Here is a 25,427-nt window from a genome sequence, read left to right as displayed (position 1 = left end):
TGATGGAAAATTACTTAGTTTTTGATATGGGTGGAAGTTCTATAAAATATGGAATTTTAAATGGTAATGGAGATATCCTAAATAACTCCTCTTTTAAAACTCCAGCAACTTTAGATGAATTATATTCAAAAATTTTAGAGATTAAAAATAACTGTGAAAAGTATAATATCTGTGGTGTGGCTCTTAGTTGTCCTGGAGCTGTAAATAGTGATATAGGTACAATAGATGGTGTCAGTGCTATACCATATATTCACGGTCCAAATCTTAAAACTGATTTAGAATCACTATTGAATTTAAAAGTTGAGCTTGAAAATGATGCTAACTGTGCTGCCCTTGCTGAAGTTTGGATAGGTGAAGCTAAAGAAAATAAAGATGTAGTTTTTATTGTTATTGGAACAGGAATAGGTGGAGCAATTGTTAAGGATAAAAAAATACATAAGGGAAAACACCTCTATGCTGGAGAGTTTGGAATTATGTATTTTGAAAACGAACCAGGAATACCAGGAGTATGGGGTTATAACTCAATGGGACAGTTAGTACTTAGACTTTCTAAAAAACTCAATAAAGAGGTAGATGGTGTAGAGATATTTAGACTTGCTGAAATTGAGAAAAATCCCGTTGTTTTAGAAGAGTTAGATAGATGGTATAGTAACTTAGCTAAGGGTATTTTTTCTATTCAATATATCTATGATCCAGAAAAAATAGTAATTGGTGGGGGAGTTAGTAGCAATCCAAAAATTCTATCTGGAATTAGAAATAAAATGAATGAGCTAATATCTAAGATTGAAGTTGCTCAAATAGTTCCTGATATTCAAGTTTGTAAATTTAATAACAATGCAAATTTAATAGGTGCACTGTATAATTTTTTAGAGCATAGAAAGTAATTATGGAGGGTTAAAATGAGAGAGTTAGGAATTTCTATATATCCAGGTCACTCTAAAATAGAGGAGGATAAGGAATATATAAAATTAGCAGCAAAATATGGATTTACGAGAATTTTTACCTGCTTACTATCAGTTGAAGGGGACAAAGAAAAAATTATAGAAAACTTCAAAGAAACAATAAACTATGCAAACTCATTTGGATTTAAAGTTGTTGCAGATATAAATCCAAAGGTATTTACAGAATTAAACATTTCATACAATGATTTAAGCTTTTTTAAGGAGCTGGGAGTCTATGGAATCCGTTTAGATAATGGATTTACAGGAAATGAAGAATCTCTTATGAGTTACAATGAATATAACTTAAAAATTGAGATAAATATGAGTAACAGTACTAGATACCTAGATACTATTATGGACTATAAGCCTAATAAATATAATCTATTAGGTTGCCATAACTTCTATCCACATCTTTATACAGGATTAGGTAGAGAGTATTTTAGAGTATGCAATCAAAACTTTATGAAATATGGTCTAGTAACTTCTGCTTTTGTCAACTCTCAAAATGCAACTTTTGGACCTTGGCCTGTAAAAGAGGGAATGTGTACATTAGAGGAGCATAGAGATATGCCTATTGAAGTAGCTGCTAAGGATCTATTTAAAGAGGGAATAAATACTGTAATCATCTCTAACTGCTATGCTAGTGAAGAGGAGTTAAAAAAATTAGGTGAATTGAGAAGAGATCTACTCGATCTATCAGTTATCTTAGTTGACAATATCCCAGCTATTGAAAAGGAGATAGTATTAAATACTCTCCACTACAATAGAGGAGATGTGAGTGATCTAGTTATTAGATCTAGCCAACCAAGAGTCAAATATAAAGATCATCACTTCCAATTATTTAATCCTGTAGACATAAAAAGAGGGGATATTATAATTGATAGCTCTCTTTATGGAACATATGCTGGAGAACTACAAATAGCTAAAAAGGATATTAAAAATACAGGGAAAACAAATGTTGTAGGAAGAGTTAGAGAGGAGGAGATCTATCTTTTAGATAGTATTGCTCCTTGGGAAAAATTCATATTAAAAGAGATTAAGTAAAAATAGAATAGTTTCAATATATAAAGGGGTGTATAATAAATAGTGTTGATGGATTTCTCAAAGAGTCCTGATACACTATTTTTTCTATTTTTTGCAAAAAAAGTAATTAATTAAATCTAGAATAATTAATAATTTTGTAGTAAAAAGGAATAAAAATATTAACTAAGCCAAATAAATAGTATTTAAGATAAAAATTATGATATAATATAGATATTAGAATAAAATTTTAAAATTTGGGGAGGAATATGAGAAGTTTTATTTTATGGTATAAAAAAAGGGAAGCACAAAAAGAAGAAGAAAAAATGAAAGCAGAATTGGATCTACATATAAATTTATGGAAAAATCAAAAAGGAAGAAAAGAAGAGTTTATTTTTGATTTTGGTTTTTTTATTGATAATATAAAAAAAATAAAGACTATTTATTTATATATCCCATTTAAAGCATATCCTCATGATTTAGGAATAAAAGTAAGAGATAAACACTCTTTAATAGATGCTATTTTCAATGAAAAATGTAAAATTACTTCATTACCTGTGGGTAAGAGAATATTAGTAAGTATAGAAAAAAAGGAGGATATAGAAAAGAAAAAAAACATAAAAAAAGAGTTTATGTTTTATTTTTTAGGAGATGATCAGATCAATATAAAAGAGGTTAATGATTCTCATGGGGGAAGTATTGTAGAATTTAATGTTGAAAATATATTAGGAAAAGAGGAAGAGGAAGCTTTTAGAGAGGAAGGAAAAGAAATTGAAGGACTTCTGAATATAAAAAAATATTATTTTAGGTTTAGATTAAAAGGGAATAAAGAAGATATTAAATTTATAAAAAATCAAGACTATATAAATGATAGTTTTTCTAATTTATTTACAAGAACAGAGATAATTGATTTTAGGCTAAATGATATTAAGACTTGTTCTGAAGCAATAAAAGAGAAATATGTAAGTAATATGAAATTTAATATAAATAAAATACACTACTTACTTTTGAGAAATTTTAATGATGATTTTATTTACTATGATGGAAATGTTAGTAGTAGAATGTTAGAAAGTGATTTATGGAAAGATTATATAGAAGAAACTAATGATGATTTAATGGCTTATCATATAAAAAGAAAAAAAGGAGAAGATAAAGAATTTATAGAGTCTTTTACCAATTTATCAAGATTTAGATACCAAAGGAATAATTTATATCTTTCAATCAAATATTTTATTTTTTTGTTATTATCAAGTATTATTCCTGGAATAACAACAAATTTAATTTATGGGAAATGGAATGAAAAACATTTTTTACCTATGTGGTCTTTTTTTATTTTAACTTTAATTTATCCAATTCTTTTTATTCTATTCTTTAAAGGAATAGAAAAAGTTAAAAAAAATCGACTTCAAAAAAAATTCAAAAAATGATATAATATTGTATTAGATAAAAAAAGGGGTGAATATTATGAAAAATAAATTTTCTATAAATGTACTAATAATTCCTTTATCAATGGTTAAGCCAGAAAGTTTAAGAGATTATTTTCAAGATAGAGCTTCTGCATTAGTAATATATCATAAAATTGAAAATTTAATTAATATTTATCCTGATATAGAGGAATGGTACAAAAAAAAGGTTTTAAAAGCTTTAAGTGAAAAAGATTCAACAAGAGAAGTTTTAGTTGCTCTTGATGAAAATGAGCTTAAAATTGCAGGAATAGCTATTTTAAAGAAAACTAAAGAAGAAAATAAAATCTGTACCATTAGAGTGGAAAAAGAATATCTACGTCAAGGAATAGGGACACAACTATTCGAGGAATCTTTTAAATATTTAGAAGATACTAAACCATTAATTACAATTTCTGAGGATAATATAGAGTGTTTCAAGCCAATTTTAAAGAAGTTTGATTTTAAACTAGTTGATAAAATAAAAGGTCTTTATGTTCCTGATAAGATAGAGTATATTTATAATAAGAAATTTAAAAAGGAGGATTAATAAATTGAAAGTTTTACTATCTATTAATCCACCTTATGTAGATAAAATTTTTAATGGAGAGAAGAAGTTTGAGTACAGAAGAGCTATATTTAAGGATAACTCTGTTGATACTATTGTAATTTATTCAACTTCTCCTATAAAAAAAGTTGTTGGAGAGTTTAAAATAAATAAAGTTCATTGTGATGCTCCTGAAAAATTATGGGAAAATACTTATCCATATACAGGAATTAATAAAGCTGATTTTTTTAATTATTTTAAAGATAGAAATTTAGGATATGCTTTAGAGATTGGAGATATTACTAAATATGAAACGCCTAAAACTTTAAGTGAATTAGGTGTTAAATCAGCTCCACAATCTTTTATCTATTTAAAATAATAATTGCTTTTAAAAGAGGAACTATTTTTAGTTCTCTTTTATTTTATTGTTTCTGCTCTAGTAACTTTCAAATTTTTTCTCTTGGATTTTAAAAGGTAAGTTATTTTTATTAAATATTTAAAATAAAATTATATTTCTCTTTTACCTATCTAAAATACTTGTATCATAATGGAATTTTTAGATTGATCATTGAAATATTTCCAGAAAATTTATTCTTTTCTTTTTTAGCAAATAAATTTAAAAAGACATATGTTACCTCCATTTAAAGATAATGACTTCTCTTCTTAAAAAAGTATTTTTTTACCAATACATATTGAAAATGTATTAGCATGAAAATTAAGTTTAAAAGGAGTAAAATGAATATGAAATTCATTCATATCTTCATTTATTTCAATTATATAATTTTGTTTTAATTTAAAATTATTGTTTAGCTTTAGAGAAAGAATTGATTCATCATTTTTAAATATAGATATGCTATTCTTATCATCCTCTATTTGAATTTTTCTAATGGGACAAAAAGATGTTTTAGGATCTAAAGATTCATTTTGATATATTTTTATATCATTAAAATATATAGAGTATCCAGTTTCTACTTCTAAATTTCCCCTTCCATTATTTATGATTTCTTCTTGTAATATATTTTTATTAAAATTAAATATTTCCTTTCTATATAAATCTAAATCCGTTTCTCTTAAATTTATAGCTGGTAGATAATTAGGAATAGGTAATTTTATACAAAATCCTTCATCTATCCAAGCTTTTGGCCTTAACCTCAACTCTAATCTTTTTTTAGATTTATATATTTTAGTGCTACCATATTTTTTATCTATAAAATTCTTTAAAAACACTGACTTATCTGAATTTCTTTTATTTTCAGAGTCTTCACATAAATTTTTTAAGTTATTAATAATAACCTCTGTCCCACAAAGATAATATCCAACAACTCCTTTTAAAAAAATAAAATAGTATATTTTTTTTATTTCTTTATCTTGAATTACTTTATCATATTTTTCCTTTAAAATTTTTTGCCAAGCCTCTATAATTTGTTTAAATTCTTTCTTTTTAAATAACTCATCTAAATTATCTCCAGCTTCAATAAATTTTTGTCCTAAAGAAGCTTCTCCACTTTCTATATTAGATACTTCTTTTGCTTTAGTAATTTTATAGGATACTCCTTTTATATCAGCTCCCCAAGTATTATCTCGAATAATATCTATAGGATAACTTCCAGCACCTACAGGAACTACATTTTCTAGAGCTTGGACACACCAGTTTTCTAAATAAGTATTAGCTATTTGTAAATTTTCTTCTTGTTCTTCCTCTGTAAAATCTTTTCTTTCTGGTTGAGCTATTATACTTTTTTCCAATTGAAACCTTAATATTTTAATAGCTTTATCATCAAAAAAACCTCCTAATTCTTTAAGTTGTAAAGGTCTTAGCACCATATTATTCATAATTTTTCACCCCATTTTAAATTATTTTTTTAACAAGCCATTTCTATATTCTTTTAAATCAATTTTTCTTAAATCCACATTAGTTAATTGATTAGGAACAGGTAAAGTTATACATAACTTATCATCTACCCAGTTTTTAGGTCTTAATCTTAACTCAAGTCTTTTTTTAGCTTTATAAATTTTAGTAGTTCCGTATCTATCATCAATATAATTTTTTAAGTAAACAGATTGATTTGTAGATTGTTCCTCATTCACTGTTACTTTTTTAAGTTCATTAAGATTAATTTTAGCACCACAAAGATAGAACTCTTTATTTCCCCTCAAGAAAAAGAAATAGTAAATTTTTTCAATATTTTTTTCTGTCATAACTTTTATATTTTTTCTTTTTACAATTTCTAACCAACCTTGAGCTATTTTATTAAACTCTTTATTTTTAAATAGTTCATCTAAATTTTCTCCTGTATCAGTAAATTTTTGTGCTAGAGAGGCTTCTCCACTTTCACTATTTGATAGATTTCCTTTGATATCAAATTTACAAGCAAGAGCCTTAATATCAGCTCCCCAAGTATTATCTCGAATAATATCTATAGGATAACTTCCAGCTCCTATTGGTTTGACATTTTCTATTGCTTGAACACACCACTGTTCGAGATACTCTTTAGTAATTTGTGGACTGACATTTTCTTGATAATCTTTTATTTCTGGTTGAGCTATTATACTTTTTTCTAATTGAAATTCCAGTATCTCAATAGCCTTATCATCAAAAATTTTTTTTAATTCTTTTAAAGTTAGTGGAATTATAACTGCCATTATTTTTTCTCCTTTATACAATTTTTCATAGTTTCAATAGGATTCATTCCTAGTAATTCACAAGTATATAAATAAGCTTTAAGACTACAATTTTTTCCAGCCAAAACATTTTCAATTTGTCTTTGTTCTAAAATAAGTCCTTCTTTAGATTTTTCATTTAAAATATCTACAAGAGTGCTTCCATCTTCTTTTAATTTTGCTCTTTCTGCAGAATAGATGTTTTTTAATTTCTGATAGTCAAATTCATACTTAAATTTAGTAAGATTCCCTAAATATAAATTCTTTAATTCTAAATTTGTTTTATTTTCCAATAAACAAATTTCTAAAAGTTTAGCTGGAGAAATTTCTAACATTTCAGCTAGTTTTAAAAATGTTCGTAGATAGATTTCATTATTTTGAGCTTTTATATTATAAAAACTTTGTCTATTAAAACCATGTTCCTTACACTTAAGTAAAATATTATCTATGGTTTCTAATAAAATAGCTAATCTATTATGAATTTTATCAGTATAGATATATTTAATTTTTTTCTTCATTTTTATTTCCTCACATTGATTATATTTTATATTTTACTCTTAAATTTATTATTGCTTAACGTAATAAATATTACAAAAAAAGTCTATTATAATGAATAGACTTTTTAATTTAAGTTTTATAAAATCGTCTATATAAAGTTTCTTATTTTTTAAATTGGAGAAGTATTTTATGGCGAATATTAATAAAGCAATTAAAAATTTTAATAAACTTAAGTTTAAAGAAAATAAAATCACTCAAGAAATTTTCATTGAAAAATATAATTTAGAAAATAAAAGAAAGGAGCTAGATTATTCAAAATTTTCAAAACTTTTAAATGGATATGTAGATAATTTCACTCTTAAAACTTTAAAAGACTTAGGTGATATTTTTGAAATATCATATGAACATTATTTAGGAATATCTGGATATTCATATCAAAACAGAGAATTAAGAAGATGTTTTGGAGAAAATTTAAAGATGTATAGAAAATTAAAAAAAATGACTCAGAAAGAATTTGCTAAAGAAATAGGAGTATCTTATTGTGCTTATAAAATTTATGAAAGTAATTTTGGTAATCCAAGAAAAAATACACTCATTAGAATAGCTAATAAGCTAAATATTTCTGTAGTGAATTTAATTAAATAATATAGGGAGGAATAGTAGATGTTAAATATTCAAGTGCTATTAAATCTACCAGAAGGAATTTATCAAAATGTTTCTGTTACAAGATGCATTTATCAAAATGATTATTTAAATTTTCCAAATTTGTCTCCAACAAGAGATTCGTTAGTAACTATCTATGAATCTTGGAAAAATTTAAATAAGACATTAACATTAGTTGGAGCTAGAGGAGTTAATATTCCAGAAGGATTAACAGAAGTTTTATACTGTTATCTTTCTGGTGCATGGAGAACAAATAAATTAAACATACAAGGATGTAATACATCTTTTGATTGTTATCTACCAGCTAATCAACCTAATTTAGATGGACAACGTATTCAAATTAAGGCATGTAGTGTAGCACCAGATTTAACATCATTTGGTCCACACTCAGTTTGGGATAAATTAATATTTATCGATTTTTCAGAAGGAAATGGAAATTTTTATATTTATGATATTCCTACTAATCTAGTTACTGAGCGTATTTTAAATTCAAGAAATGGAGAAACTTTTACTATGCAACAACTTCAAGGAAGAAGACCACGTTTAAGTCTTCTTCAAGTGATTCAAGAAAATAATTTACAATATTCTTTCACTGGAAACATTTATCAATTACCAATATATTAAAAATTAAAGGAGTTAGTACTAGACTAACTCCTTTAATTTTATATATTGTTCTTCATTAGCTCTAAAATTAGTTCCACTTATTCCAATTAAAATATCTGGAATCTCTTTTTTAGCTATAGAAAAAGAAATAGGATTATTACACCAATTTTCAATTATTTTTATTTTGACATAATCTCTATTTTTTTCTTCTATAAAAAATAAGTTTGATACAACTTCTACTACTCCAAGAATGATTTTTCCTTTATTTCCACCAATATAAATGATAGCTTTATCTCCAATTTTAATATTTTTTTTATGTTTTGTAACTTCCCATTTATCTATAGTTTCATTTTTAAAATCCTCAATTACATTTTTGTAAATATTAGTAGTATATTGAAATATCCAATAATTTATCATAATTCCTCCAAGTTTATTTTGATGTTTTCTCAAAAGTATATTATAATATCTAGTGAATGAATTAGCAAAGATTTTTTAAGGAGAGGTTATGAGGGGAGGAGCAAGACAAGGAGCTGGACGTCATCCAAAAGATGAGAGTAATAAAAAGAGATATATAACAAAAACAATAAAATTTAAAAAGGAAGAGGAGTTTATTCTCAAATATATAGATGAAGCTGAAGGAAAAAACTTTAGTGAAAAACTAAAAAAAATTATAGTAGAAATAATTGAAAAAAAGTAATACAGTTTTTCAAAAATTATGATATAATAATATATATAATATAAAAAAGGAAGTGGCTAAATGGCTTATAAAGTAGGAAGTCTTTTTGCTGGAGTTGGAGGTATTTGTCTAGGATTTAAAAGAGCTAGTACAGAGTTTGAACTTATCTTCGCCAATGAGTTTAATGATAATGCTTGTTTAACATATTCAGCAAATTTTAATCATAATCTTATAAAAGGAGATATTGAAAAAATTTTAGATCCAAATTTATGGATAGAAGAAAAAAAATTTTTAGAATTAAGATTAAATGAAATATTAGATGAAAATAATATAGTTTTATTAGAAAAAAAGTTTGATGAAAAATTTATAAAAGAATCTATAAAAAAATTGAATACTCCATTTTTCCCCAGCATTTTAATTAAAGGAAATTTTAAATTTACAGATAGTATAAAAAAGAAAATAGTAGAGTATGGATATTTAGAAGAAGAAGTAAAAAAAATAATAGAATTAAAACTTATTAAATTGAATCTTGAAAGTAATTACTTAAAAACAGAAGTAGAAAGAAAATATAATATTTATCAAAGTAAAAGAGAGGAAATATTAGCTAATAGTATAGATATATTAACTGCAGGATTTCCTTGTCAAGCTTTTTCTATTGCAGGACAAAGAAGAGGATTTGAAGATCATAGAGGAGAGCTTTTTTATAGTGTTGTTAATTTGGTTAATCAATTAAAAGAAAGAGGAAAAAATAAACCTAGAATTTTATTTTTAGAAAATGTAAAAAATTTAGTCAGTCACGATAATGGAAATACTTTTAGAGTTATAAAAGAAGAACTTGAAAATTTAGGATACACTCTTAAATATAAAGTCTTAAATACTTATGAATATACTGAGCTTCCTCAAAATAGAGAACGTATCTTTGTAATCTGTTTTTTAAATCAAGAAGATTCAGAAGCTTTTGGATCATTAGAAGATTTAAAAAAATTGAAAAAAAGTAAAGAGGAGCTTCAACAATCTCTTGCAAATATTTTAGATTATTCTATAACTAAAGAAAGTAACCCTAAGCTTTATTATACCAAAGAAAAATATCCTAAATATTTTGAGAATGATGGAATAAATTTAGAAAGAGATATAACCGAAATGTATGAAGTTTACCAAGTTAGACGTGGAATGTATGTAAGAAAAAATCAATCTGGAGTTTGCCCTACACTTACTGCTAATATGGGAACTGGTGGACATAATGTTCCTCTTATTAAAACTTTTGATGGAATAAGAAAGTTATCTCCAAAGGATTGTTTTAATTTACAAGGATTTAGAGTAGGAACAGAGTATACTTTACCTACAACTGTTGGAAATAGCTATTTGTATGAACAAGCTGGAAACGCTGTTTCTGTAGATGTGATAGAACTTTTAGCTAAGAAAGTATTAAGAGCTTTACATGAAGTAGATAATAATATAAATAGTAGAGTTAATATGGTTACAGATAACAATAATATTACTAGTCAACTAGAATTATCTTCTATTGAAAATATAAATGTTGGTTTTCAAGAAGAAAATATTATAATGGAAAAAAAGATTACTTCTCTGAGAAAAATAAATATTTATACTAAAATAAGATGTAATAAAAAATATTTTAAAAATAAAAAGTATGGATATTTTAATAAAAGGGTTTTAAGAAAATCTATTTTAAATATAAAAATCGAAGAGGATAAAAATAATACCATTGATAATGGAAATTGTGAAAAATTTAAAGAGTTAGCAAAAATAATTGACCACTATAATAATGAAATTAAAACAGCTTGTAATTATAATGAGGAAAAGACTAAGCTTTTAATAAAAAAAGTTATGTCAGAATTATTAGAAATAGTTTAATTTTGGTTGTATCATAAATAGTGTTGATGGATTTCTCAAAGATATCCTAATACACTATTTTTTCTATTTTTTACAAAAAAAGTTGAAACGATATAAAATTTCCTTTAAAATTAACTCAACCAAAACCTATTTGAAAAAAGTATAAAAAATTTATTATAAATATACCAGAAACTACATATAAGAACGGAATAGTAGAAGGAATAAATAATTTAATAAAATATATTATGATAATAAAAGAATTGATAAATATTAATTAAAAATTGACTCTATTTTAAGAGTTCTTTTTGTACTACAGAAAATCTGTATATATAATTTTATTAAATAGCGATTTAATAAAAAAGAAGATACCTTAGTAATTTTTTTACTAAATTACTAAAGCCTCATTAAATTTTATTTTACTCATCAATACTATTTGACAAAGAATCTAGATTTTTCTCTTTTCTCCCTAAAATTGAATCCCCTCTTTTTATATAAATACTTGAAGATATTTTTATAAATTTTTGATATAATATATGTAGAATGACCTAGAAAGTGAGGAGAATTTATGCAATATAAAAGTAAAGATATAGCAAAAGTATCTGTGGAGATGGCTATGAGTAGTCGTGAAGAGGAGCAGGAGCTAAAAGAAAAATATATAAAAAAAGGAATTAAAACTGCAGCTGTGGATATTGGTGGAAATGTTGTAGAATCTATTCCCAAAATACTTGAAAGAACCTTGGTGGCAGCTAAGAGAAATGGTCTTATAAGTGAGTCTCATGTATATGAGGGTGCTGTTACTGGAGCAACTAGAGAGGCTATTGATCAGATTCTAGATAAATCAGTAGGATTTAATGTAGGGGGAAAAATAGGTATAGCAAGATATCAAGAACATCTATCTGTCTGTATTTTTTTAACAATAGGAATGTTTAGGCTTGATGAAGTGGTAATTGGACTTGGACACAGAGCCGTACCTTGTGAGTCATAAATATTGTTAAATTAAATTTGACAAAACTATTTTATAAGTGTATGATTGAGTATAGTATTAATTGTTAATTTAAGGAGGAAATATAATGTCAAATTGTAGTACTTGTCCTTCAGGTAGCACTTGTACAAAGGACAAAGAAAGTTGTGGGATTGTTAATAATCCATTAAATCATATAAAAAATGTAATCGGTATTATGAGTGGTAAAGGTGGAGTAGGAAAATCTACTGTTACAACTCTATTTGCTAAAGAATTAGCTAAAAAAGGGTATAAAGTAGGAATAATGGATGCTGATATTACAGGTCCTAGTATCCCTAGATTGATGGGAGTTAGTGGTCAAATGGCTACTGGAGATGGAACTAATATCATTCCTGTTACTTCTAAAGAGGGTATAAAAATAATATCTCTAAATCTATTACTACAAGATGAGAGCCAACCTGTTGTTTGGAGAGGTTCTATCATAAGTAGTGCTGTTAAACAGTTCTGGGAAGAGGTACTATGGGGAGAATTAGATTATCTTCTAATCGATATGCCTCCAGGAACAGGTGATGTTGCTCTTACTGTTATGCAATCTACACCTATCAATGGAATAGTAATGGTATCTGTTCCTCAAGATATGGTATCTATGATAGTTGCAAAAGCCGTTAATATGACTAAAAAACTAAATGTTCCTGTTATTGGAGTTGTAGAAAATATGAGTTACATTGTTTGTCCAGGTTGTGAAACTAAGATCAGTTTCCACGAAGAGAGTGGAGCTCACGATTTCTTAAAAGAGATGGGATTAACTCTTCTTGGAGAACTTCCAATGACTAAAGGTTTTGCAAGAATGACTACAGGTCAAGAGTGTGAAGATTCAGCTAAATTATTCGCACCTATAACTGATAAAATTCTTGAAGAGATCTCTAAATTATAGTAAAACAAGAGGATAGATTGAAGTTTAAACTTCTCTCTATCCTTTTTTATTATTTATTCAGTTTAAAAATTTACATAGTATCCATGCTCTTTAAATAGACTGACAACCTCTGTTACATTTTCACTCTTTATTAAAAGATGAAAATCCTCTCCCTTCAACATAAGTGGTTTAAATCTCTCATCTTTTGTAATAGTCTTTATAAGCTCTTTATCATTTTTTAGTTTTAATACTACAAACTGATTATCAGCTTTTATTGCACTACTTTTTTCCAAAAGATCTCCAAAGAATTCCACCCATATTTGAGAAGGTTCTGGAGTAATCTTAGAATAAAACTCATTTATTCTATCTTGAATCTCTTTGGAACTACTTATTCCCTTTAAGAAACTCTCCTTATTAAATTTAAACTTATTTACAGCTATTTTTTGTGAAACTCTCTCTAAGAACATTGTCTTTACTGGAGCATCTCCAACAACAGTCGCTATCAATCTATCCTCGTCTAAAATAACCTCTCCATCTTCTTTAGCATTTTTAAAGTCATACTCCTCTATTCTATCAAAGCAGTACTCTCCTAGTTCTGTAAATTTGATATATTTTATCCCATCAAACTTACTTAAATATCCATTTTTTAAGTACAATGAATTATTTATAGATGGATAGTCATAGTATATCTCTAAAACTCCTAAAACTCCTAAGATAAACAGTACAGATTTGATAAATGGAATTACAACATACATCTGATATTTCTCATAATTCAGAATCTTTGTTCTCTCATAGTTAGCTTCATTGATATAGATATAGTCATATGCATCTTTCACATCTATTATCTCTATAAACTCATCTCTATATAGTATTGATTTAATAATGTTATCTACACTTACAACTTTTCCATTAGGTATCTCATTAAGTATATTTTTGATTGTAGCTAATCCTCTTTTTATCTCCTCTTTAGATTTCCAAATATTCTTTACACCCTTTAGGTAATTAAGATAAAGTGATGTATAGTGATAATTTTCCTCTTTTATCAACTCTCCACTCAAGAAATCATTTACTATATTTTTTATATTTGAAATCTTAAAATAGTTTTCATCAATATATCTCTCTTTAACTAAGAAGAAGAAAAGAGCGATTGTTTCTGTTTTAAGATAATCTAAATCCTTTGAATCTTCGTAATACTCACTTATATTACAATATTTTTTCATATTTAACTTAGACTCTTTCAAGATCTTAGCACTACTTGATAATTTTATCCCACCTTGAGAATAAAACTCAAAATACATTTTAAAATTTTCTATTAACTCTTTCTCATTGTTGTTTACTAAAGTAGCATCTACACTATTTTGAGCTATAATGTTATACTCTTGAGGTTTATTTCTCATAAATTTTCTTATAACTCTCAATATATCATAATCTAAATAGAGGTACTCCCCTTTTTTATTATCTCTCTCTGCCTTAAAAAATAGGAATTTATCTTGTAAATCTTTATTTAAATCATAATTATTTTCCAACTTTAAATATCTTTCTTTATTAGAGATGTAGAACTTTCCTTTCCAAACTACCTCTTCAAAAACCTCTTTAACATCACTATCCAATCTCTCATAGATAGTACAGAATATCTCCTCTTTCAAATAAAATTGCTCCAACAAATCTAAAAAAGTTTGTTTATTACTATTTTCACTTATTAAAGATATCTCAAATAATCCAAGGTTACTCCCTATATACCCCTCAGCTATCCAATCTAAAAAATACTTTGTATAAAGTTTAAATAAAATTTCTTTAGAATAAAACTCATTTAAAGCTTCCCTAAACCTATCCTTACTTATCGCCATTTTTTCTCCCTAAAATTTATTCTCCTAAGATAAACTCAATATCCTTTTCAGTTAAACTCTTTAAAGTAGCACTATCTTCAGATATTAGATTATCTAGTAGTTTGATTTTTGATTCTTGTAGTTGAAGGATCTTCTCTTCAATTGTATCCTTCAGTATCAATTTATATGAAAAAACTGTTCTATCTTGCCCCAATCTATAGGCTCTATCTATTGCTTGATTTTCTACTGTCTTGTTCCACCAAGGATCATAGATAAAAATCGTATCAGCAGCAGTTAGATTTAATCCAACTCCACCTGTTTTCAATGTCATAACAAAAACCTTATACTTGTTATCTTTTTGGAATTTATCTACTAATAGCTGTCTGTCCTTTGTACTTCCACTCATAGAAAGATATTTAATATCATATTTTTTCAAGTCTTCACAGATGTTGTTTATAGAGTTAATATAGTTTGTAAAAACTAAAACTTTATGTCCATTCTCCACAGCTTCAACAATATTATTTATTAAAACCTCTCTTTTACTTGAAGTTACTCCTACACTTTTTGCCTCTGGACAGCTCGTTATCTGTCTTAATTCATTTAAAGCTTGTAATATAAAGAACTGTGTCTTCCCTATTCCATTCTCCTTTATTTGAGAGTGTACCATCTTATAATAATAATTTCTTCTCTCATCATAAAGTTTTTTCTGTTCAGGATTCATCTCTATATACATAGTTTTTTCTATCTTATCTGGTAGATCCTTTAAAACCTCTTTCTTTATTCTTCTTAAAATAAATGGATATACCTTCTTCTTTAACTCCTCTATTGCCTCTCTATCATTCTCCCTTTGGATTGGAATTGCATAATAGTTGTTAAACTCCTCTAAAGTTCCAAACATAGAGGGATTTAAAAATCTGAATAGAGAGTATAACTCACTTAAGTTATTCTCAATAGGTGTTCCACTTAGAGCAATTCTATGTCTTGTATTCAAAAGCATTATAGCTTTCGTTGTTTGAGCATTTACATTTTTTATATTCTGAGATTCATCTAAAATCACCGCATCAAAAAAATACTCTTTTATTGTTTCAATATCATTTCTAATAGTTCCATAAGTAGTTAAAATAACACTATTTTTCTTTATAATATCTCTATTTCTAAAGTTTCCATAGTATATTCCAACCTTTAACTTAGGACTAAATTTCTTTATCTCGCTCTCCCAGTTATACACCAAAGATTTAGGCATTACTACCAAACTTTTCGTCCCCTTCTTCTCATGCAATCTCGTTAAAACTGCTATTGCTTGAAGAGTCTTCCCAAGTCCCATATCATCTGCAAGACACCCTCCTAAATTGTTGTCCATCAAATATGATAACCATTTGTAACCATACTCTTGATACTCTCTCAATTGTGCTTTTATCTTCGGCGTCTCTATTGCATAGTTATTTATATTATTAATCCCTTTAAAAAACTCTCTGCTTCTATTCATCTCCTCAGAGAATATCTTATCTTCAATTAACTCCTCTACCAGTGGTAGATCAAAAAATGAGAGTTTTACTTTTTGTTTATTGTTATCTTTAAAAATTCTCTCTAACTTCTCTATATATTTCTTATTAATTAAGGCACTTGTTCCATCACTTAACATAATATATGAATCCTTCTTGTAAGATGAAAGAACATCTAAAATAGAAAACTTTTCTCCCTCAATCTCAAGCTCTATCTCTCCCTCTAAGAAATCTATTGAGTGGCTGAAATTTCCTATTACCTTTGGCTTTACAGCCTTTATATTATACTTTCTAAGCTTATCTGTACCTACTACCTTGTACTTAGATGCCAATTGTAATAGATCCTTCATAATAAACTCTTTAGCTAATTTTTCCTGCATTATAATTAAATTACTCTCATCTAAGTAATAACTCGATCTCACTTTTAAATTCTTTTGATCCTTAGTTAACAATTTTACAATATCCTCTATCGCTTCAGATATTCTGCTTATATCTATCTCACATATAGATATTTTTCTCTCCAAATCATTGACTATTGCTACTTGCTTAATATCGTGATCTTTCAAGAAATCGTAGTGCATACTTGATACCATCAATGTCACTTGTAAATATAGACTATTGTCATGAGAGATCTTTTCTATTACTAGTTGTGGACTAGGAATATGCTTCTCTCCAGCCATTATCTTATAATCTTTATACTCTATCTCTATATTCTTAAAATACTTAATCGTCAAAGTTAGAAAATTTTCTAATCCTGATTCATCAATTGTTCCAACTAACTCCTTCAAAGTATGAAAATCATTACTCTCCATATCTATTATATAAAAAGTATTATCAGCTAAAATAAGATCCTCATTGATTATCATAAACTCTGTAATAGAATCATTTAATAAAAGTTCTGTTGTAAGGGCAGTACTACTATTTTCCTTCTCTTTTATAATCAACGATAAATTATTATCCCTTTTTATCCATTTGAGTACTTCCATCTTTTCATTTACAAACTTAGGATTATCAATTAAATATTCTATTAGATCTGAGTGTTCATTCAGATATGCCTCTTCATACTCCTTCTCCCAATCTATGAAAAAACTATCCTCTTTCACTCCCTTAATATATGTTAAAATCTGACTAGTTACATCTTCAGAATCTTCATCTACTTCTAAATTTTCTGCTATACTTCCATCAGCGTATACTGGAAGAACATAGGCTCCTTTTTCATCTATTTTTAACATAAAAAAGATATTTTCCAGCAAATTGTCCATTTTTTTTAAGCTCATAATCTATCTACCCTTACCATTTTTATTTTTATTCAGAGTATATTATATCAAAAAATACGTGTTTTATCAACATTTATTTAATTCGATGATAGCTTTAGTCCATGATGAATATTTTATAAGTCTACAATTTTCCCGAGTAAAATATAAAGGAGTCTACAATAAAACAGTGTAAACTCCTCTTATTTTAATATTTTTTATTTGAAATATTATACTATTATCTACTACTCTCTCCCTCTAACTCCACCTCAAATTCAAATCTATCTCCTCTTACAGAGCTTATTGTATACTCGATTATCTCTAATCCTACATAAGTCCATCTTTGAAGATTTATAACTGGTGTATTTTGAGGTATCAAAAGAGAGGCTGAAACCTTTTTATCTGAAATCCCTACTGAAAATCTCTCTGTTGCTTTTGTAAAAACCATCTTATATCTACTTTGAAGAATACCATATAAAGAGTTATCAATTAAATCTTTCTTTGTTAAATCTGGAAATTTCTTATATGGAAGATATGTTTTCTCATACATTATCTCTTCACCATCTGCAAGTCTTAATCTCACTAACTCAAGAACCTTTTCTCCCTTTTCCAAGTTAAGCTCTTTTAAGATCTTCTCATTTCCCTCTATTGTTTTCAAAGAAAGTATCTCTGACTCTGGATTTTTCCCCTGTTTTTTCATCTCTTCACTAAAGCTATAAAACTTTAATAGCTTTTGCTTAAGACGTCTTGCTGAAACAAAAGTTCCACTTCCTTGTATCTTATATACATATCCTTTTTTCTCTAGATAATTTATTGCTTGTCTAACTGTGGCTCTACTCAACTTATATTTTTCACAATACTCTTTTTCAGTAGATAATTGATCATTCTCTTTTAATCCTTTACTCTCTATTTCGTTTATTATTATCTCAGCTAATTGACAATAGAGAGGAACTTTCTCTTTTCCTAATAACATTTTTCCCTCCACAATTTTTTGAATCTTACATTAGATAATATCACTTTTACCATATTTTTACAAGGGTAATTTTGATATTCTACTCCACTTACCCCTAAGTTTAAAATGGTGTTAATAATTTAACACCATTTTTAAGACTATTTACTATTTTTTGCCTCAGCTATAAACTCATCCATTTTCACTATTCTCTCTTCAACTCTTGATTTTTCTGCAGCAAAAGCCATTATATGACTCTCTAAAGAAACTCTTGGGTTAGTTTTAGAATCATTTTTTCTTCCTAGACATAGATCAACAAAATCCTGCATAAGTCCTGTGTCGCCTCCACCATGTCCCCCTTCTAAAACTTCAGGAATAATCTCAGTCATCTTACCATTAGAGAAACGTCCCTCTCCCATTCCAAATTGGTAAACCTCTATATGGTTTTTACTATCATTTCCTCTTATTTCACCCTTAGTTCCCATTATTTTAATAGTTCTACAAACTTCATCTGTAAATGCTGACAAGTTAAATGTAACATTAACCCCATTCTTAAATTGAATTATTGTTACCATATTATCCACTACATTGTTATCACACTTATACACACATCTTCCATATTTATTGCTTTTTAATGCATCTTCTAACCCCTCTACTGTCTGTATATCTGTTGCTACCAATGTAGGCCAAGCTCCTAAATTTTTATAATATATTTTTTTAGGAGAATAGATACAAGAATCTATATATTTACAATCTAAACATCTTTCAGCTGAATCCACTGGAGCATTTTCCCTTTTAAAATGAGTTAACTTTCCAAAAGAAGCGATCTTCTCACATTGACTTCCACCTAATAGCCAAGATAAAATATCTAAGTCATGGCAACTTTTCTGTAAAATCAATGGGCTTGTTTCATCTGAATTTCTCCAATTTCCTCTTACAAAACTGTGAGCAAAGTGGAAGTTTCCAATATTTTCATTGTGTTGTATATCTACAACATCACCTATTATTCCACTCTCTATTAATTCTTTTAATTTACTGAAGAAAGGAGTGTATCTCAACACGTGACATACCATCACTTTTACCCCATATTTCTCTGCCAATTCAACTATTTTTATACATTCATCTGCCTTGTTAGACATAGGTTTTTCTAATAAAATATCGTACCCTTTTTTCATAGCCTCTTGAATTGGTTCAAAGTGCATATCATCACCTGTTGCCAATATTATAGCATCACAAAATTTATCTTTTGCCAAAAAATCCTTCCAATCTTCAAAAACATACTCTGGCTTGATCCCATGTTTTTTTATCATCTCTTCCCTCTTTAGAGGATTTGGCTCTGCAACTGCTACTATTTCAGCCTCATCTGTTTTCTCTAAAATAAAATTAGCATATATATCTTTTCCTCTATTTCCTGCACCTATAACTCCTACTCTTAACATATCTTCTCCCTCTTTCAAATGTATTCTATTACTCTTTTACTGCCCCTGCCACTATTCCAGAAAGTATTTTTTTCTTAAAGATCAAATACATAACTATTGTTGGTAACATAACTAAAACAATCGCCGCTGAAAGTTTTGCCCAAGATCCACTACGTCCTACATAGCTCATAAGCATAGTTGTAAGTGTTACATTTTCTGAACTTGGCATATATAGATAAGGGGTATACATATCATTTAATATATCCACAGATTTTAAAATTATCAATGTCGCTGTAGCTGGTAAAATCAATGGAAATATTATCTTCCAATAGATTGTAAAGTATGAACACCCGTCTATTCTTGCACTCTCATCTAGAGAGAACGGAATTTGATCCATAAACTGCTTATAAACATAGATTTGTAAAATATCTGTAGATACATAGATGAGCATAGGAGCAAACAGTGTATCATACAGCCCTAATTTTCCTATTATTCCAAATCTAGTTATCTCTGCAATAAAACTTGGAACTAACATTGCCAAACTAAAGAATAGGAAGTAAACTTTCTTCAATTTAAACTCAAATCTACTCAAAGAGTAAGCTACCATACTACTTAAAATAACATTTATAACAACTGTTCCTACAACTAGTATAACTGAGTTTTTTAATCCTACTAAAATATTTCCCTTTTCAAAAACTTCTTTATAATTTTCAAGAGTAAATGGTGACGGTAATGATAAATGATTACCTAACGCAATCTGCTCTGGAGTCTTAAATGAAGATAAGAAAACCAATATTAATGGAAGTATGACAATCAAAGTTACCATTACAAAAATTCCGTGATTAAAAACATCAAATAACACTTTTTTTATCCTGTTTTTCATTTCATCACCACTTTTAATTTTTATGTACTTTCAAATGTTTTTTTATTTTTTCAGGCTCTAATATCATATTTTGAATAAGAGAAATTATTATAATCGCTATTATCAAAATTATTGCCATTGCACAAGCCAAGCCAAAATTACTAAATTCAAATGCTGTTTTTACTGTGTGTAAAGCAAATGTGGTACTACTAGTTCCTGGTCCTCCACTTGTCATTACAAATGGAATATCAAAAACCATCAATGCTCCCCTTACATTTAAAAATAGTATGATACTCAATATAGATTTAATATTTGGGATAATTATCTTCGTAAACTGTTGAAATACTGAAGCTCCATCTATTAAAGCTGCTTCTAACATATCTTTATTGATTGACTGTAACCCAGCTAAAAACAATATTATGTGTATACTTGTAAAACGCCATAAAGAAACTATTACTAGAGAGTAGTTTACTATTCTAGGATCACTCAACCATTTCACTTTTCCAATACTCAACATTGCCAAAAGCCCATTTAATACTCCATCTTCTGAATTGTATAGAAATGAAAACATATAAGCTATGGCTACCCCATTGATTATATATGGCATAAAAACTATAGTTTTAAAAAACTCACTCTTTCTAATATATCTATCTAATAGTACAGCTAGATACATCTCTATCGGTATAAAAAATAGATGAATTATAAAATATAGTCCATTGTTACTCAAACTTTGAAATATATCTCTTCTTTGAAATACCTGTTTATAGTTTTTTAAACCAATAAAATTCATACTCGTATTGATACCGTCCCAGTCTGTAAAACTTATATATATAAGTTTCAAAGTGGGATACAAAACAAAAATCAACAATAGAAAAGTTGGTATTGCTAGAAATGTTGTTAATAATACCCTCTTTTGGATTTTATCTGTCATTCTAGTCCACCTCAATTACTGTATATTCTCTTTTGCTTCTTTCCATTTTTTATTGTACTCTTCCATATACTTATCAAAATCTACACCTTGTATCATCTCTTGTCCCATTCTCTTAACATCAAATGAGATAAAGTTAGCAATATCTCTAAATTGGCTATCTCCACCTTTTTGTAATACTGCCTCTGGATTAGGTATATTATTTATTGTTTCACTAAATATTCCACCTTCAATTTGAACTCCTTCCACTGTAGGTAAAACATTCATATATTTGATAAACTCTTTATAGTAATCACTTGTAAATAACCAGTTGATAAACTCTTTTGCTTCTTTTTGGTTTTTACTATATTTTGGTATACCCAAGAATACTTCTGCTGTAACAAGATATCTGAAATTCTCATCTTTACTGTTACGAACTGGCATCATAAATACACCAACATCTTCTAACTCCTCTTTTGGTAAATCTTTGATAAGATCCATATAGAACCATTGTCCTGCTGCTAACATTGCTGATTTTTTAGCTATGAACATATTTTTTTCCTGTTCCCAACCATATCCTAGAGGGTCATCTCCAAATGGTTTTGTTTGATAGAAATCATTTAACATCTTATAAGCTTCATAGAAAGGTTTCCCCTTTGAAAATGGTTCATTATCTTGTCCCATCTTTGTCCAAATATCATTTCCACCTGAAACTAAGAATGGGAAAAACTCGTTAAATGGATATGTTACCCAAGAATCCTTTGCTCCCAATGAGATTGGAGTATATTTTTCTGAAGCTTTTATCTTTGCTGTAACTTGATTAAACTCTTCCCAAGTTGTTGGTATCTCTATTCCTAACTCATTAAATACACTCTTTCTAAAATATACAAACTCATTGAATCCATACATTGGTAGTCCATAGATATTTCCATCAATTGCATATTCTTTAGCAAATTTATTTAATTTTGTAGCCTCTAAATCATTTAAAGGAGTTAATACATTTTTATAGTTTTCCAATGTTACAACTCTTACTGGGAAAACATCTGGAAGTTTTTGTGCAGAGTTTCTTATTTTCATAGTATTATCATACTCAGTAGCAGTTACTTTTTCCATTTTTATAGTTACATTGGGATTAATTTTGCTATAAGCTTTATTTATGTCATTTATCTCCATTAAAAAGTCTTCTCCAGTTCCAGTATAAGTTACAAAAGAGAGTTCAACTTTTTCATTTTTCTCCTTTCCACAACCTGCAACTAAAACCAATCCACATACTCCAATACATACATTTTTTAAAATCTTGTTCATAAGTACCCTCCTATATTTTTAAATTTACTTTAAAATAACTTTCCTTCATCTGCTAAAAAAACTTTCTCTTGATTCTTATGAAGCTCAAAAATAACTATCTCATTTTCTCCTACTTTCAATATAGGTGCTGGAACATATAATCTTTTCTGTGGTCCCTCTTTCCAATATCTTCCCAAATTAAAACCATTTATAAAGACTACACCTTTTTCCCAACCCTCAAAATCTAAGTATGTATCACCTATCTCTTTCACTTCAAACTTTCCTTTTACAAAGATAGGTGTATTTTCTACCGTTCTATGCCCCTCATTAAACTCTAATTTTTCTAAGTTATTTAATGGTAATGTGTAAATATCCCAATTGTAAAGAAATTGATTTCCTATCCTTACACCCTCTGTGATACCTTTTTCATCTTTTAACAGAGGTCCATAGTTAATTCTTCCCATATTTTCAACCAAGATCTCCAAAGTTGATTCCTCTTCAAAACTTGTAAGAAAGATCTCCTGTTTATTATTTCTATCAATTACCCCTTTATACTCACCATTAAAAAATACTAATGCTCTATCTCTTACCTCTTGAATTGTCAATTGAAAATTATCAATTATCCCCTTTATTTTTGTCTTGTATAGAGTAAATCCATAATCTTGTCCCAACTCTTCCATCTTAAGTGGATATGGTGAAAATACTCTTTCACTTATTTTATTTAAACTCTCCTCTAAGCTTACACAACTATCAAATTTAACATCTCCATAAGAGATCTTTTTAGAATTTTCTACTCTATACTCTCTATGATTTTTATGTTTCTTTATTTTGTGAGAATATTTTTTTAAAATCTCTTTTACCAAGTTATATTTTGGTGTTATATCTCCAGCCTCAGTTAAAAGAGCATCATAATCATAACTTGTAACTGTACATCTCTGCTCACTGTGATAGTTTGCCCCATTTAAAAATCCAAAGTTAGTTCCACCATGGAACATGTAGAAGTTTACTGAAATATCATTCTCCAACATATATATCAATTCTTCTCTCAACTCTTCAGCTGGTCTTGTAATATGTTCATATCCCCAGTGATCAAACCAACCTATCCAAAACTCCATCACCATCTTAGGTAATCCGTTTTGATAATTTTTAAATAGTTCAAAAGATTCCTCTGTCTTAGATCCAAAATTTATCGTTTTCCATATCTCAGGTAGTGTCCCACCTGCTAACATTCTATCAGTAGGACCATCTGAGGTAAATAGTATCTCCTCTATTCCTCTTTTTCTATAAGCCTCTTTTAGATAGTTTAGATAGTTATAATCATTTCCATAACTACCATACTCATTCTCAATCTGTAAAGCTAATATTGTTCCACCATTTGATTTTAAATATGGTTTGATTCTTGGAATTAACTCATCATAATATCTATCTATCTTCTCGATATATCTCTTATCCATTGTTCTAAGTCTTATTCCTTGATATTTTAATAACCATGAAGGTAATCCTCCAAACTCCCATTCTGCACATATGTATGGAGAGGGTCTCAAGATTACATATAGCCCCTTCTCTTCAGCTAATTTCAAAAATCTCTCAATATCCAACATTCCAGAGAAATTATACTCACCCTCTTGTGGTTCATGTAAATTCCAAGGTACATAGGTTTCAACACAGTTAAATCCTCCAGCTACAAGCTTTTCCAATCTGTCTTCCCACTGTTCAGGTAGAGTTCTAAAATAGTGTATCGCCCCTGATATTAGTAGTGTCTCTTCTCCATCTATCAATATTTTTTCACCGACAAATTTCATAAACATTCTCCTTTTTATTTTATAATGTTATATTTTCCTCACTCTCTGCATCAAATATATGTGCTCTTTTTACATTAAAATAAAACTCTCCTGTTTCACCATATTTTACATTTTCACTTTTTCTAGCTTCTATTCTTGAGGTAAATTCATTTCCATCTATTGTAAAATATAGAAACTCTTCATTTCCCATATGCTCAACTGTTGTTACTGCACCCTTTAAGAAGTTTATCTTTTCTCCCTCTGGATGTGTTACCTTATTTCCTATATTCTCAGGTCTTATTCCCAAGACAACTTTCTTACCTATATAACTTTTTACCTTTTCTCCCATATCTTCTGGTAAAATTATATATTTTCCCTCTCCAAACATAAAAATAATACCCTGTTCATGCTCCTCTATATAACCCTCTACAAAGTTCATTGCTGGTGACCCTATAAATCCTGCTACAAACTTATTTGCTGGTTTATGATATAGATTTAGCGGTGTATCAACTTGCATTATCTTTCCATAGTTCAAGACACAGATTCTATCCCCCATTGTCATTGCCTCAACTTGATCATGAGTTACATATATCATTGTTGCTGTTTGCCCTTCAGCTTTCAACTGTTTATGTAATTGAGTTATCTTTACTCTCATTGATACTCTCAACTTTGCATCTAAGTTTGATAGCGGTTCATCAAATAAAAATACATCTGGTTTTCTCACTATTGCCCTTCCTACTGCTACCCTCTGTCTTTGTCCTCCTGACATCTCTTTAGGTTTTCTATCTAAAAGTTGAGTTATCTCCAATTTTTCTGCTGCTTCTCTCACTCTTCTATCTATCTCATCTTTAGGTACCTTTGCCATCTTA

Annotated in this window: 24 protein-coding genes; 11 read left to right on the top strand and 13 right to left on the bottom strand. The window is 28.0% G+C overall.

The window, feature by feature from the left end; genetic code table 11:
• The first annotated feature begins 2 nt into the window (after positions 1-2).
• The 5 genes from QZ286_RS06415 to QZ286_RS06395 all read left to right on the top strand — a co-directional run bounded on the left by QZ286_RS06415 (position 3) and on the right by QZ286_RS06395 (position 4,329).
• Positions 3-884: an ROK family protein gene (locus QZ286_RS06415; RefSeq protein ID WP_291256144.1), complete on the top strand. Its 882-nt coding sequence runs from the start codon at positions 3-5 to the stop codon at positions 882-884.
• Between the two features lie 15 nt (positions 885-899).
• Complete coding sequence (locus QZ286_RS06410; RefSeq protein ID WP_291256143.1) at positions 900-1,985, top strand: DUF871 domain-containing protein; 1,086 nt, start codon at positions 900-902, stop codon at positions 1,983-1,985.
• Between the two features lie 245 nt (positions 1,986-2,230).
• Positions 2,231-3,388: a hypothetical protein gene (locus tag QZ286_RS06405; RefSeq protein WP_291256142.1), complete on the top strand. Its 1,158-nt coding sequence runs from the start codon at positions 2,231-2,233 to the stop codon at positions 3,386-3,388.
• 37 nt (positions 3,389-3,425) lie between these two features.
• Complete coding sequence (locus QZ286_RS06400; RefSeq protein WP_291256141.1) at positions 3,426-3,953, top strand: GNAT family N-acetyltransferase; 528 nt, start codon at positions 3,426-3,428, stop codon at positions 3,951-3,953.
• Between the two features lie 4 nt (positions 3,954-3,957).
• A complete protein-coding gene (locus QZ286_RS06395) occupies positions 3,958-4,329 on the top strand; it encodes an ASCH domain-containing protein (protein ID WP_291256140.1) in 372 nt (123 codons plus the stop codon).
• Positions 4,330-4,613: 284 nt separating this feature from the next.
• Here the strand turns inward: QZ286_RS06395 and QZ286_RS06390 are convergent, their stop codons facing one another.
• The 3 genes from QZ286_RS06390 to QZ286_RS06380 are packed head-to-tail and all read right to left on the bottom strand — an operon-like array spanning position 4,614 to position 7,129.
• Entirely contained in the window at positions 4,614-5,783 is a 1,170-nt protein-coding gene (locus QZ286_RS06390; protein WP_291256139.1) for a hypothetical protein, read from the bottom strand.
• 21 nt (positions 5,784-5,804) lie between these two features.
• Positions 5,805-6,593 carry a hypothetical protein gene (locus QZ286_RS06385; protein ID WP_291256138.1) on the bottom strand — a complete coding sequence of 263 codons (789 nt, stop codon included), beginning with the start codon at positions 6,591-6,593 and terminating at the stop codon, positions 5,805-5,807.
• Positions 6,593-7,129 carry a hypothetical protein gene (locus QZ286_RS06380; RefSeq protein ID WP_291256137.1) on the bottom strand — a complete coding sequence of 179 codons (537 nt, stop codon included), beginning with the start codon at positions 7,127-7,129 and terminating at the stop codon, positions 6,593-6,595. Before QZ286_RS06380 ends, QZ286_RS06385 begins: the two co-directional genes overlap by 1 nt.
• 169 nt (positions 7,130-7,298) lie before the next feature.
• Between QZ286_RS06380 and QZ286_RS06375 the strand changes: the two genes are divergently transcribed.
• Positions 7,299-7,754, top strand: coding sequence for a helix-turn-helix transcriptional regulator (locus QZ286_RS06375; RefSeq protein WP_291256136.1), 456 nt, complete (start codon positions 7,299-7,301; stop codon positions 7,752-7,754).
• A 33-nt stretch (positions 7,755-7,787) separates the two neighbouring features.
• Complete coding sequence (locus QZ286_RS06370; protein ID WP_291256135.1) at positions 7,788-8,396, top strand: Bsp6I family type II restriction endonuclease; 609 nt, start codon at positions 7,788-7,790, stop codon at positions 8,394-8,396.
• 18 nt (positions 8,397-8,414) lie between these two features.
• Here QZ286_RS06370 and QZ286_RS06365 read toward each other — a convergent pair whose 3' ends face one another.
• Positions 8,415-8,792: an EVE domain-containing protein gene (locus QZ286_RS06365; RefSeq protein WP_291256134.1), complete on the bottom strand. Its 378-nt coding sequence runs from the start codon at positions 8,790-8,792 to the stop codon at positions 8,415-8,417.
• A gap of 88 nt (positions 8,793-8,880) precedes the next feature.
• On the opposite strand from QZ286_RS06365, the gene QZ286_RS06360 reads away from it, so the two are divergent.
• The 4 genes from QZ286_RS06360 (at position 8,881) to QZ286_RS06345 (ending at position 12,797) form a co-directional block, all read left to right on the top strand.
• On the top strand, positions 8,881-9,072 hold the full coding sequence (locus QZ286_RS06360) for a hypothetical protein (protein WP_291256133.1): 192 nt from the start codon (positions 8,881-8,883) through the stop codon (positions 9,070-9,072).
• A 60-nt stretch (positions 9,073-9,132) separates the two neighbouring features.
• Positions 9,133-10,923 carry a DNA (cytosine-5-)-methyltransferase gene (gene dcm, locus QZ286_RS06355; protein WP_291256132.1) on the top strand — a complete coding sequence of 597 codons (1,791 nt, stop codon included), beginning with the start codon at positions 9,133-9,135 and terminating at the stop codon, positions 10,921-10,923.
• A 544-nt stretch (positions 10,924-11,467) separates the two neighbouring features.
• A complete protein-coding gene (locus QZ286_RS06350) occupies positions 11,468-11,887 on the top strand; it encodes a HutP family protein (RefSeq protein WP_291256131.1) in 420 nt (139 codons plus the stop codon).
• Between the two features lie 85 nt (positions 11,888-11,972).
• Complete coding sequence (locus QZ286_RS06345) at positions 11,973-12,797, top strand: Mrp/NBP35 family ATP-binding protein (protein WP_291256130.1); 825 nt, start codon at positions 11,973-11,975, stop codon at positions 12,795-12,797.
• 62 nt (positions 12,798-12,859) lie between these two features.
• Here QZ286_RS06345 and QZ286_RS06340 read toward each other — a convergent pair whose 3' ends face one another.
• From QZ286_RS06340 to QZ286_RS06300, 9 genes are all read right to left on the bottom strand, one after another.
• Positions 12,860-14,623: a hypothetical protein gene (locus QZ286_RS06340; RefSeq protein WP_291256129.1), complete on the bottom strand. Its 1,764-nt coding sequence runs from the start codon at positions 14,621-14,623 to the stop codon at positions 12,860-12,862.
• A 16-nt stretch (positions 14,624-14,639) separates the two neighbouring features.
• On the bottom strand, positions 14,640-17,336 hold the full coding sequence (locus QZ286_RS06335; protein ID WP_291256128.1) for a DEAD/DEAH box helicase: 2,697 nt from the start codon (positions 17,334-17,336) through the stop codon (positions 14,640-14,642).
• A gap of 259 nt (positions 17,337-17,595) precedes the next feature.
• On the bottom strand, positions 17,596-18,330 hold the full coding sequence (locus QZ286_RS06330) for a GntR family transcriptional regulator (protein ID WP_291256127.1): 735 nt from the start codon (positions 18,328-18,330) through the stop codon (positions 17,596-17,598).
• 137 nt (positions 18,331-18,467) lie between these two features.
• The gene (locus QZ286_RS06325; protein ID WP_291256126.1) at positions 18,468-19,745 is read right to left on the bottom strand and encodes a Gfo/Idh/MocA family oxidoreductase; all 1,278 of its coding nucleotides are present in this window, start codon (positions 19,743-19,745) and stop codon (positions 18,468-18,470) included.
• Positions 19,746-19,773: 28 nt separating this feature from the next.
• Positions 19,774-20,607 carry a carbohydrate ABC transporter permease gene (locus QZ286_RS06320; protein WP_291256125.1) on the bottom strand — a complete coding sequence of 278 codons (834 nt, stop codon included), beginning with the start codon at positions 20,605-20,607 and terminating at the stop codon, positions 19,774-19,776.
• Positions 20,608-20,620: 13 nt separating this feature from the next.
• Complete coding sequence (locus QZ286_RS06315) at positions 20,621-21,517, bottom strand: carbohydrate ABC transporter permease (RefSeq protein ID WP_291256124.1); 897 nt, start codon at positions 21,515-21,517, stop codon at positions 20,621-20,623.
• A 15-nt stretch (positions 21,518-21,532) separates the two neighbouring features.
• A complete protein-coding gene (locus tag QZ286_RS06310) occupies positions 21,533-22,798 on the bottom strand; it encodes an ABC transporter substrate-binding protein (protein ID WP_291256123.1) in 1,266 nt (421 codons plus the stop codon).
• Between the two features lie 29 nt (positions 22,799-22,827).
• The gene (locus QZ286_RS06305) at positions 22,828-24,579 is read right to left on the bottom strand and encodes a beta-galactosidase family protein (protein WP_291256122.1); all 1,752 of its coding nucleotides are present in this window, start codon (positions 24,577-24,579) and stop codon (positions 22,828-22,830) included.
• 19 nt (positions 24,580-24,598) lie between these two features.
• A partial coding sequence (locus QZ286_RS06300) for an ABC transporter ATP-binding protein (RefSeq protein ID WP_291256121.1) occupies positions 24,599-25,427 on the bottom strand: 829 nt, incomplete at its 5' end.

It is taken from the genome of Fusobacterium sp. (genome assembly GCF_019012925.1).
Classification (GTDB): Bacteria; Fusobacteriota; Fusobacteriia; order Fusobacteriales; family Fusobacteriaceae; genus Fusobacterium_A.
This window is presented reverse-complemented; position numbering and strand designations above follow the sequence as displayed.